Source organism: Micromonospora sp. NBS 11-29 (genome assembly GCF_002140155.1).
Classification (GTDB): Bacteria; Actinomycetota; Actinomycetes; order Mycobacteriales; family Micromonosporaceae; genus Micromonospora.
This window is the reverse complement of the sequence record NZ_NAPR01000011.1, coordinates 17031-28321: the sequence shown is the minus strand read 5'-3', so window position 1 is coordinate 28321 and position 11291 is coordinate 17031. Positions and strand designations below refer to the sequence as shown.

The window sequence follows — 11291 nt, the reverse complement described above, 5'->3', positions numbered from 1 at the left end:
GCATAGCAGTCGCGCACCGTGTCGACCAGGATCCGCACCCCGACCAGGTCGTAGACGTCGTTGAAGTCGCGCCCCCGCACGATCATCTTCTGGTAGATCGAGTACAGGTGCTTCGGCCGCCCAGTGATCTCCGCCTTAATGTTCGCGGCCTTCAGGTCGGTCGATACCTTCTGCGTCACCTGCCGCAGCAACGCCTCGCGCTGCGGCTGGTGCTCCCCGATCAGCCGGTCGATCTCCACGAACCGCTTCGGGAACAACGTGCCGAAGGCCAGATCCTCCAACTCCCACCTCATGGCGTTCACACCGAGCCGGTGCGCGAGGGGCGTCCAGACCTGCAGAGTCTCCCGGGCGACACGTTCTTGCTCGCTGCGAGCAACGAAGGTCAGAGTGCGCATGTTGTGCAGACGTTGGGCAAGTTTGATTACCAAACACGCGGGTCCTTGGCCATCGCGGCGACCATCTTACGGACTGTCTCCGCCTTTTCCGCGTCGCTCAGCCTGACCTTGTCCAGCCTGCTCACACCGTCGACCAGCAGAGTCACCTCGGGGCCGAAGTCCGCGCGCATCTGATCGACGGTGTACTCGGTATCCTCGACCATGCCGCTGAGCAACGCAGCTGCCAGGGTCGTGGTATCCATGCCAAGGTGAGCCAGGATGGTGGCAGCAGCCAGTGGATGCGTGATGTAGGGGTCACCTGACTTGCGAAACTGACCCGAATGCCACCATCTCGCCGCATCAAAGGCTTGCTGCAGTATGCGCGCATCGGCGCGAGGATGACTGTCGCGATGCGCCGCAACGAGAGGTTCGAGCACTTCACTGACGGCGGGATTGATGTCGAACACCTTGCTGATGCCAAGCCGGTGTGCCAGCCGCCGCAAGGACGTATCCCGAAGAGGTGTCTCAACGAGCGTGCGAGCAGCCAGCTGCCGCTCCGACCCTGGCACGGACTCATCCAGAGCGATCCGACGCAAGAGGCCGGCGGCCCGTGAGTCCTTGAGTATGTACAGGGCTGTCGCGGCTGCCCGCCGCTCCGCCGAACCCAGGCTCGAATCTCCGGCGAGGTCGGCGAGAAGCTGGTGACCCCGACGATCGCCCGCGCGGGCGAGGGCGTCCGCTGCCCAGACCCGCTGCCCAGCGTCGTAGGCATTGTCTTGAGCCACGGTTACTAGAAGTGAGAGACCGTCGATGTCAGAAAGACGGGTCAGCTGCTGCATGATCCACTGGTCGCCGGCGGCGGTTGCACCCGCGCTCAAGTCTGAGTCGGCAGGCTTCACCTCGTGGCCGTCCTCGCGAGGCGCGAAGGTGGCCATGGCGCGCAGCGTGCCGACGCGAAGAGCTGTGTCCATTCGGCTGTCCGACACGATCTCGGCGGCCAATTCAAGTCCTGCCTGCCTGTCGAGGCGCAAGCAGGTGGTAACAGCCACACGCCGGTCGTCCAAGGGCACCCGAGAGTCGCGAGCAGTGGACGACAAGGTCTGGACAGCGCTGCTGATTGTCTGTGGTTCCAGCTCACAGCCGTCGTTGACGAGGGTGGTGATGAACAGCGCGGCACTCAAGCCCCCGGTTGAAGCCATGAAACGCAGTGCCGATGCCATCTCGTCGGGCTGGGGCCAAGCCGCGACCAGGAACCGGGCGAAGGATTGCCGCCACGCAGGCGGCGCTATTGCGCGCCGGCCCGTCGTGCGTCTGAAAAGGTCCCAGAAGGTGGCATGCGCCCGATCAGTGTCGAGGGGGATGAACTGGGCGGCTAAGTACTCTTGGATGGTCTGGTGCAGGAACACGAAGTCGTCGCCGCGGGCCATCAGGACACCGCTCCGGCGAAGGTACTCGGCGAGCAACTCTCGCCAGGTCGCCTCAGGCACGGACGGAGCGCGCAGGTCCGCGGTCCACTCATCGAGCTTGTGGACAGCCAGTTGGGTGTCGCCGGCGAGGCGGTCCGCAGCTAGGCGCCCGATGAGCGACTCGCCAACCGCGATGAGTTTCTCGCCCGCTTCTTCGGCCTGCGTCCCATAGCGGTGCAGCACGCGGTGGACCTGTTGACGTAGTCCGCCGTCGGCGTCGCTGTATTGCCGCTCCCGAAGGAGTTGGACGAAGTCGTGGAAGATTCGGGGTCGTCCCGGGGGCAGGCGGCGGTTGGGGTCGGCGATGAAAAGCTGGCACAGCATCGTCGCCATCAGGGGAGTGCGCGCTAGCTCGTCCAGGCCCAGCCGCCGTAGCTCCTTGTCGAACTGCAAGGCGGCGTTGGAAGGGTGGGGCACCGCCAGCCGAGTGAACCAGCTCTCGGTGAACTGCCGCCGCTGGCTCTCGTCAAAGGCGAGAAGTTCGTATTGCAGGGGCTTCCACCCTTCCTGGAGGGCATGGATGAGGTCGGCGGCAGGGCGGGTGGCGATCAAGAACCGGTGAGGTGCGTCGGGGGTGCTGCGGCGGGCGCTGATGGAGGCGAGGATGTGCTGCCGCTTCCGCGGATCCATGATCTCGTCTAGGCCGTCTACTAGGACGAGCCATGTTCCTCCTGGAATGGGTCGTTCCTCGAAGAAGGTCGGTGACCACAGTCCCTTGCCATCGATCAGACTGAAGTCGGCGCGGACGCTGCGCGCTATGGCCTCGCCGAGGCTAGCGGTGGCCAGAAGGTCGGTTGCCTGCACTCGGACCGGAATGTCGGTCACTTCGCCATCCCGCTGACGTCGTGCGATATCACCTACGCTGAACTGGAAGAGGCTGGACTTGCCCGCTCCGGCGCCACCGACGAGAAATGCGTCGCGGTCGCCGTCGAAGACGACCTCCGCGGGTCGCACTTGGGCGGGCTTGCCCGGGTCGCCAGCATCGTCGAGTCTGGCTGCCTGCCTGACGTAGACCGAGGACAACGGCGGCATCTGAGTCGTGGGAGACACCCGGTATGGATGGCTGGCCGCGACACGCGCCGCTAACGTCAGATAGGCCCGCAGTTGAGGGCCGGGAAAGCGCCACTGCCCGGCAGTAATCTGCTCGTCGGTGAGCAAACTGAGCCAACGACGATGCTCAACTTGTGCGTTGAGGAGCGACAGTCGCGCCGGTTCGCAGTGAGAAACGATCTCGGCCACTGACAGCATGTGGGAGCTGCCTGAGGTGCTGGAGGTGCAGATCATCCCGCAGACCGCACCGGTACGCCGATTCACCACCGGGCTGCCGCTGAAGCCCGCGCTGACAGGTGTACCTCGCATTCGCAGGAGCCGCAGCGGATCCTGATCACTACGCCGAGACTGTCCCTCATAGACGAAACTTGCGGGTTGCCCGGCGCGAAACATGCCGTCGGGATGCCCATACGCCCACAGCAGATCGCCGACAGCGACCACAGGACTGGGCAGGATCGATGGCAGGTCGACCATCACAGAGGCTTCCCCTACCACCAGCAGGGCAAGGTCTAGCCCGGCCGACGTGCGATAAAACGTCTCGGCGGACGTACGCAGGATCAATTGAGCCTCTGCGGCAACCGCACGTCCTTTCGCGAAGTCGGGAAGGGGCTGGCCATGCTCAGCCAGAACATGAGCGCATGTCGCGACGACGCCTGGAGCGATGACGAAACCGGTGCCGCGACGGGGCTCCGCTCCTGTAGATGATGGAACTTCGATAGCCACTGTGGCGGCTTGGAGAAGCTCCTCCCAACTGGCGTCGACGCTGGCACCTAAGGCTTGGACCTGTCCCACTCAAGGCCTACCTTGACTCCGGACTTCGCCGAAGCCTTCCCGAGGATGGCAACGAACTTTCCGGACTCGACGGCGAACTCGCAGCTGAACTCCACCGTCAGCCGCGTCACATCCGCGTCACGCAGGCTCTCCCCGACCTTAGTGGCGAACGCCGACAGCCCAGCGAGCGCATCATCCAGACTTGCCGGGCGAGAAGCTACCTCCACCTCATCGCTGCTCATGCCCGGTCGCGCCAGGGGATTGGCCAGGTAGACCACATGTCCGTCCACATTTAGCGGCACGACATCCGGGATGCCCGTAGCCCCGACGTCTTCGTTCACGCCACCCTCCCCACGATCGTGTAGTGCGATCCTTGCGAAGAGTAATGGCAATCCGCAACCTGCGGGCAACCCCGCCGTGCAGGCCGCCCGACTGATCAGCTCAGCCGGCTCGCTATGCCGGACCATTGGACTTCTGTGTCTCTGGCGCGCTCCTCGGCGGGGCCAGCACAATCCCAAGGCCTCCCAGGCCATCCTCCTAGGATGCCGTACCCGCCGTGCCGGATATGCCCCTTACAGTGAATGGCGCAGATGGCACAGCTTTCCTGGATGGCACTGTGCCATCTGTGCCATCCTCGGTTCATGACTCCGATCCCACTGTCCCAATGGGCCGACCAGAACGGCGTCCCGCGCCGTACCGCCTACAACTGGGCCAAGAACGGCAAGCTCAACGTGCCGATCCACCGCACCCTCACCGGCCGCCTGGTCGTGCTCGACGACGACGAGACACCCGGTGACGCGCATCCGTTCGTGGCCGCCTACGCCGAGGCGTTGAGCCTGCCCGTCGGCGTGCACTCCGGCGACCTGCACCACTCGCCGGTCCTTGAGGCTTGGGGTGTGGACCTGTACGACACCGTCGCCGACGACCTGCGTCCCGTGGTGCTGCAGCTCGCCCTCGCGGCAGCCTGCTCCCGCCCAAAGCGCGACGCCTGGTGGCGGCTGACTGACTGGCTCGGCCGCGTCGAGCTGGCCGACTGGTACACCTCGACCGGCTTCCCTGAGGTGGCCTCGCTTATCAGCGAGCGGCAGCCGATCACCGATCAGGACAGCTACCTCGACTGGTGGCCGTGCGGGGTCGGCTCGCACGAGTTCTGGCAGGACTTCGACGCCGCCGCGGCGCAGGCCGTCGCCGCCGCCGGGCTCGGCCCGTCCGAGCACAGCGACGCGGTCTCGTGGCTCACCGAGTCGGCCCTGACGGACAACATCGCGATCGCCGGACGCCGAGAGAGCCTACGCAACCGGCTCGACAAGCTGGCCGGGACCAGAACCGACCACGACCAGATCCCCACCATCCCCGACCGCAGCGACCTGTGGAGCCTGCGCGGCATGTACCCCGAGCCGGCCTGGGCCATCGCCCGCCCGTACATCCGGCGCACCGCGCAGAGCATCTGCGCCATCGTCGGCTGGGACCCCGAGAGCCCGGCGCCGCCCGACGGGCACCCGCTACGCGAGATCGGCTACCGCGCCTGCATGCACGCCGGCGAGGCCGCTCTCGTCCCATACGTACACGACGCCCACCTGCGCGAGATCGACGCCTTCCGTCGTGCCGCCCTCGGCAAGCCGTGGCAAACCATCACGTCATGAGCAAGCTGCGGCGGTGGATGACTCGGCCAGCCGCAGGAAGAGCAGCACATAACACTGCGAACCATCGGTCGCGTAGTGCCGCTGATCGAACTCCGGGGTCTAGTCAAAGTCAGGCCCTGACTCCAGTCCCGGCAACGCTGGTGCCTCTGTCGGCTATCCCTCACGCGCTGGCGGGCGGCGCCTTCTCGTAGTGCGATGATCAGGTGGGGCGGGCGCCAGGGGAGTACCGTCGCGAGTCCGGTGCCCTGCTGGGCAGCATCGCCGTCGGTCTGGCCATCAACATCGTGACGGCGCGAGCGGACAGCTGGCATGGGCCGTGGCGCCTTGTCCTCGACTACTCCCTCCTATGGCTTCCGCTCTGCGTTGTCCTGTGGCTCGGCTGGCGGTACCTCCTGCACCGCCGAACGGCGATCACATGGCGCAGCGCGGAAAGCCCATACCCCGGCCTCGCGCCGTTCACTGCGGAGCGCGCGCCTGTGTTCTTTGGCCGTGCCCGCGAGGTAAGCGACGTACTGCAGCGCCTGGAGCGCTCGGGGCCGGAGCCGGCCACCCGGATCGTCGCTATCGTCGGCCCCTCAGGAGTGGGCAAGTCATCGCTGATCCGCGCGGGCGTCATCGCTGGACTACCACGGCGGTGGACCGTGGTGGGTCCGCTTCGCCCGGCTGCCGACCCGTTCGTGAGCCTCGCCGCAGCATTGGCGGATAGCCCGGCCGCTGTGCTGCAGACGGCGCGGCTGTTGCGCGATGAAGCCGGTTCTCCGGAAGCTCCGCTGCAGGTTATGCCGAGCTTCCTCAGCGTCGCCCGCGGACCTGTGCTGCTCGTTGTTGATCAGGCCGAGGATCTGTACACCCTGACCGACGAGCACGACCGGGCCCAGTGGTGGAGCCTGCTGACCCGGGCGCTGACGGTGCTGCCGGAAGTGCGCTTGCTGGTGGCGATCCGGCCCGAGTTCCGCCGCCGACTCACCGAGCAGCAAGCCGGCTTCATCACCCGGCCGGTCGCCATCGGTCTGCTGGATCCGGCATGTATCCGACAGGCCATCGCGGGACCCGCCCGAGCTGCAGGACTCACGTTCGAGGACGATCTCATCGATCGCATGACCGCCGACGCCACGATCGGTGACGCGCTTCCCCTCCTCAGCCACCTGCTACAACGGCTGCACCTACAGTCCGTCCGCCGACACATCACGGTGGCCCAATACGAACAGGCCGGCGAGGTGGGCGGCGCCATCGCCGCTCACGCCGAACAGATCTACGAGTCCCTCACCGCGCGGTACCCCCAACAAGCTATCGACTCTGCTTTGCTGCGCGGCATCGGCATGGAAGGCAAGGAAATCGTACGACGGACGATCCGCCGAGCCGACCTTGATATCACCGCCGCCCACATTCTTGAAGAGTTCAGGGCAGCCCGCCTGATCATCGACGTCGACGACGGCACCTGCCTCGAACTGACCCACGACGCCCTGTTCCGCCAGTGGCACCGACTCGCCGCTCTGATCAACGCCAACGAGGAGCGCCTGCACCGCATCACCCGGCTCGAACACCGCGCGGCAGCGTGGCAAGCGAACCCGCAGGCAGACGACCTCTTGCGCGGCCAAACCCTCGCCGATGCCCTGGTGCTGGCCGCCGAGGTGACCCTCTCCACCGCAGCGCGCCACCTACTCGACGCCTCTCAGGAGACCGATCACCAGGAGCGCGTCCGACTGTCCGAGCGCGTTGCCGAGTTCGCGCAACAGGTGCGCCGACAAGACCACGAGCTGGCCGTGGCGCTCGCCCACACTGCGCTGCACGAGCTGCCACACACCCTGGCAGTGACGATGACGCGCTGGGCGCTGACCGCCACACCGCATACCCGGCGCCTCACCATCGGACACACCACCGGCATCACCTCCGCGGTCTGGCTGCCCGACAACCGAGGACTCCGCACCGCCGACAAATTGGGCCGCGTCTGCACCTGGGACGACGCCGGCCGCCTCACCGAAGTCGCCTTCGCCGCTGACCCAGAAGCGTGCGGTCACACCCTGCTCAGTGCCACGGGAACCCTCGCCCTCACCGAGCACGATCGAGCTGTCATGCTGTGGCGCGTCGCGGACGGCCGCAACCTGGCCAGACGGCGGGGGAATCTCCTGACGTCGTTCGACTCGTTCTCGTGGGGCGGTGATGCGTGCTTCGCGGGAACGTTCGACTACCGAGCCGTTGACGTCTACCGCCTGGAGGACGACGTCCCCGGGCTGGTCACGAGCATCCCGGCCACGAATGTCCACGCCACTGCATGGCCTCCTCAAGGCGACCGGCTGGCCATCGCCTCAAATGATCTGCTGCTCGTGATCGGCATCGGCAAGCAGACGTCGGAGATCCTTCGACAGCAGGTGGCGTGGTCAGACCCGGTGATGTGCTGGGCGCCCGACGGCATCCGCCTCGCGGTCTCAGCCGCCCCGGCCTTCACGCTACGCCGCAGGGACATCCTCGAACCAAAACTGCGCACGCTGTGGATCTACGACACCGACACCGGCCAAGCCGCCGAAAGCGCGCCCCCCGGCTTGGCCAAAAAAATGGCGTGGTCGCCCGTCGAGGATGTCATCGCCTACGCCGCGCGTAGAACACGACACCAACACCGGGTGGCCCTGATCGACGTCCCTACCGGACGGACAGTCGAGCGGCGGGCACGGCCTCACCAAATCAGCACCGTCGCTTGGTCTCCCAATGGCAAGCGAATCGGGCTGGGAACGTCATTCCATAACGTGGAGATCTGGGATGTGGTCGGCCGAAGCTTCCGCCGCCTGCCTACGGGTCACCTCGGAGAAGTATCATGGTCGCCGGACCTCAAGCGAGCCGCCGTAAAGCGGACGAGCACGACGCCGGAAATCATCGAAACGGACGAGGCGACGCTGCCGCTGAGGCTCGGAGAAGACGACTGCATGGCGATCGCGTACTCGCCACTAGGTGACCTGGTAGCCACCGCCATACAAGAACAGGTCACGGTGTGGGACGCCCGATCCGGTGTCCTGCAAACACAGTGGGGCGCCCGTCCACGACCAAATTCGAAACACAAAGTTATATCGACTCCGTTACCATGGGTTTACGGGCTAGCCTGGTCCGGCGATGGTTCACGGCTGGTCGTCCACACGCATTGTTTCTTCGGCAGAACACTACCCGCCCTCTCAGTGTGGGATGTGGCCAAAGCGCAGCGCCTGGCAGTTCTCGACGGAGGGGAAGAGAGCGCGGAAAGGCTTACCTGGTCCCCGGACTCAAGCCTCATAGCAGCGGTCGTCAGTCAACACAACGTGAGCTTTTGGCGAGGGGACGACTACACCCCCGTCCATCAATGGCAGACCGAAGGGGAAGGCGAGTTAACGGCGCTGGCCTGGTCGAATGACTCCACCAGACTCGCGGCCGCTGGCAGCAGTCAGATCGAGATCTGGAACGTATCGGAGCCGGACGTAAGAATGCGTTGCGTCGGCCACACAAGCGCCGTCCGTCAACTTGGCTGGTCACCCGACGGAAGCCTCTTAGCATCCATAAGTGACGACGACACGCTCTATATCTGGCACACCCAGGACGGGCGTCCCCTCGGCGTACTCGAAACGCCAGGGGGGATAGTCCTTAGTTTGTTGTGGCAAGACAGCCTCACCGTCACGTTCGACGACGGAAGGATCCTAAGCTGGGACGTGTGCGGTGACCGCGCTGAGCCGTCGGTCGACGACCGGGGACCGCGTGCGCTGACTGCCGAAGAACGCAATCGATACGGGTTGCCGTCAGCGTCGACCGGCTGAGACTTGCCGGGGCGCAAGCGGGTCGGATGCGGTGCCTTCACTCCAATACTCGATGACGGAGCGAGCCGGCCTAACAGGCTGCGACCCTATGCTCCCGAACTGCTAGGCATGATTGCGGACGGTAATGAGCGTTCGGGCTTGAGCCAACCCTGGTCGTACCGTAATCTATGAGCATGTGGACCCAGAAATGGGCCCCATGTGACACGAACAAGTGTTCGAATCCCCCCCCGGACACGACCCATAGGCCCACGGTGCGCGCTGAGATCAGTTTCAGCGTGCACCGTTCGCGTACGCGGATGGTATGTGAGCCGCAGGCCGAGCTGGCGGTAGATCTCGGCTTTGGCGGCGGGGTCCGCGTCGTGGAGCACGGTGACGATGTTCCCGAGGGCCTCGACCAGCGTGGTGATCTCTGCCGGGGTCATCCGGCGTGGTGCGGCGGAGCTCCGGGCGTGCAGCTCGATTTCGGCTCGGGTCCGTTCGGCCTGGGTCTGGTGGTGAAGGTGTGGCTCGCCGTCGGCGGCGACTCCTATGTTCCGACCTCCGTGCTGGCGGAGAAGTCGTCGGCGATCCTGCGGGCCACGCGAGCGGCGGCGCCGACGGCCCGACGGGCCTTCACTCGTCGCGCCGTGGAGGATCGCCTTACCTGAATGGCGCGAGCGCCCATGCTTCCTGGGTGGCGGACGCCGCGGCCTGGAGCGGGCGCGGCGCACCGGTCAGTCGTGCCCGGCTTGCGGCCACTGTCCTTCGGGTAGCTTCGAGTAGTCATCGACCTGGGTGGCGATGTCACGGATGTTGCCCAGCGCGTCCATTAAGCGCTGCCCGACGGTGAGCAGGGTGTTGAGGCCGGCGGTGACGAGGTCACCGACCGATTTGGCCAGAGTGGAGATGGCCCAGGGGATGTCAAAGACGGTGGTGGCCTCGGTGGCAGCCTGCGCCAGCTTGCCGGCGAGTCCAGTGACGATCTTGGCTAGCTCGACGGCGTAGCCGACGTTTGAGCGGGCGATTTTGAACAGCCATTGGCTGATGAACTCGGCCTTGAGCACCGACTCGTCGATCGCGGCTTTCTGCTTGGTGGCCTTGGCGTTGTAGGCGATCGCCGCGTCACCGCTCCACTTTGCGATGTTGTCGCTGCGCGGCTCGGTGGCGGTGAACGACAGCTCGGAGACGGGAGTCTTGACGTCGTTGACCCACCGGAAGCTGACGTTGATCAGCGACAGCACCGGCACTTGGTGTTCCAGGGCGTGGTCGACCTGGTCGAGCACCGTGGCCATGGCGCGCCGGGTGGTGTCCAGGTTCTGCTTGATCCACCACAGGCCAGCGGGTCCGAGAAGCCATCTGTGTTCGTTGACTCGGTCGACGACCTCGTTGAAGGAGCCGACGGCTGCGTCGATGCCGGAGCGGATCTGGTCGAACGCCTTCTTGACGGCTCGCCGTACTCGAGGTCGCTGCTGGCGGGCTGCACCTGCACTACCTTCCGTCATCATGCGCGGTAGATCTTGTCGAGGTCCAGGGAGATGACCTCATCGGGGCTGTCGTACTCGTCAGCGATGCGCCGCAGCGCCGCGGCGACCTGATTGAACTCGGTGACGGCGCCGGCCAGGATCCGCACCATGAACGTGTGGAAGTCCCGGTAGGAGCCGGCGTGCAGGACCACGCTCGCGTCCCCGATGAAGAAGGCGGACGGCTCAAGGTGCAGCTGTTCGGCTGCTGTCTTGATCCCCGCGATGCTGTCGGACATCGCCAGCCACTTGTTGCCCTCGTCGCGCAGGGCGTCGGTGATGACCTCCAGGTCTTTCATCGTCGTGCCTCCGTCTCGCCGGGGCCGGCGAGCTCGTAGGTCCGGAAGAGTGCTCGGGTCTCGAGGCGGAGTTGCTCAGTGTCCAGGCGGGCGACGCGGGCGGAGTCCGCGGTGATCGCCGTGATGTCCGGGCCGCGCAGGTGAAGCGTCAGGCATCCGTGCGGACTGGAGATCGTCCGTTGCAGGCTGTTCCGGTGCGCGGGTCAGCCGCGCGAGTTCGGCGTCGATAGTGTGCAGGGCGTCCCACGTGCGCTGCAGCCAGAGCTGCTTTTCGAGGTGGAGGTCGGGCTCGGTGCTTGAGTTCCCCCCCGCTTTGCTGGAGCGGTGGTTACCTGCTGCCGGCTGGCGCAGGGGCGGCGATAGGTGGTTCGGCTGGTTGCGTCTGGCGGGTGTGCCAGGCGGTCTTGTACTCGGTC

At 65.8% G+C, this 11291-nt stretch carries 7 protein-coding genes and 1 pseudogene; 3 read left to right on the top strand and 5 right to left on the bottom strand.

The window, feature by feature from the left end; all coding sequences use genetic code 11:
* The 3 genes and pseudogenes from B1205_RS33395 to B1205_RS13855 form a co-directional block, all read right to left on the bottom strand.
* Positions 1-86 (bottom strand): hypothetical protein (locus B1205_RS33395; RefSeq protein ID WP_441338495.1); only part of this gene is annotated, 86 nt, incomplete at its 3' end.
* Between the two features lie 273 nt (positions 87-359).
* A pseudogene (locus tag B1205_RS33390) lies at positions 360-3613 on the bottom strand (HD domain-containing protein); the annotation flags it as partial.
* A 47-nt stretch (positions 3614-3660) separates the two neighbouring features.
* A complete protein-coding gene (locus tag B1205_RS13855; RefSeq protein WP_089156004.1) occupies positions 3661-4002 on the bottom strand; it encodes a CU044_2847 family protein in 342 nt (113 codons plus the stop codon).
* 300 nt (positions 4003-4302) lie between these two features.
* Between B1205_RS13855 and B1205_RS13850 the strand changes: the two genes are divergently transcribed.
* The 3 genes from B1205_RS13850 (at position 4303) to B1205_RS13840 (ending at position 9724) form a co-directional block, all read left to right on the top strand.
* Positions 4303-5304: a hypothetical protein gene (locus tag B1205_RS13850; protein WP_089156003.1), complete on the top strand. Its 1002-nt coding sequence runs from the start codon at positions 4303-4305 to the stop codon at positions 5302-5304.
* Between the two features lie 203 nt (positions 5305-5507).
* Positions 5508-9077, top strand: a complete 3570-nt coding sequence (locus B1205_RS13845; RefSeq protein WP_089156002.1) for an nSTAND1 domain-containing NTPase — start codon at positions 5508-5510, stop codon at positions 9075-9077.
* A 251-nt stretch (positions 9078-9328) separates the two neighbouring features.
* On the top strand, positions 9329-9724 hold the full coding sequence (locus B1205_RS13840; protein ID WP_089156001.1) for a hypothetical protein: 396 nt from the start codon (positions 9329-9331) through the stop codon (positions 9722-9724).
* Positions 9725-9790: 66 nt separating this feature from the next.
* On the opposite strand, the gene B1205_RS13835 is transcribed toward B1205_RS13840, so the two are convergent.
* Both B1205_RS13835 and B1205_RS13830 read right to left on the bottom strand, forming a co-directional pair.
* Entirely contained in the window at positions 9791-10561 is a 771-nt protein-coding gene (locus tag B1205_RS13835; protein WP_254909931.1) for a hypothetical protein, read from the bottom strand.
* On the bottom strand, positions 10558-10875 hold the full coding sequence (locus B1205_RS13830) for a hypothetical protein (RefSeq protein ID WP_089156000.1): 318 nt from the start codon (positions 10873-10875) through the stop codon (positions 10558-10560). The genes B1205_RS13835 and B1205_RS13830 overlap by 4 nt, the downstream gene beginning before the upstream one ends.
* Positions 10876-11291 lie beyond the last annotated feature (416 nt).

Bases quoted from the DNA above. Each gene is read 5' to 3' on its own strand.
- B1205_RS13850 (WP_089156003.1), top strand. From the start codon at position 4,303: ATGACTCCGATCCCACTGTCCCAATGGGCCGACCAGAACGGCGTCCCG.
- B1205_RS13835 (WP_254909931.1), bottom strand. From the start codon at position 10,561: ATGATGACGGAAGGTAGTGCAGGTGCAGCCCGCCAGCAGCGACCTCGA.
- B1205_RS13830 (WP_089156000.1), bottom strand. From the start codon at position 10,875: ATGAAAGACCTGGAGGTCATCACCGACGCCCTGCGCGACGAGGGCAAC.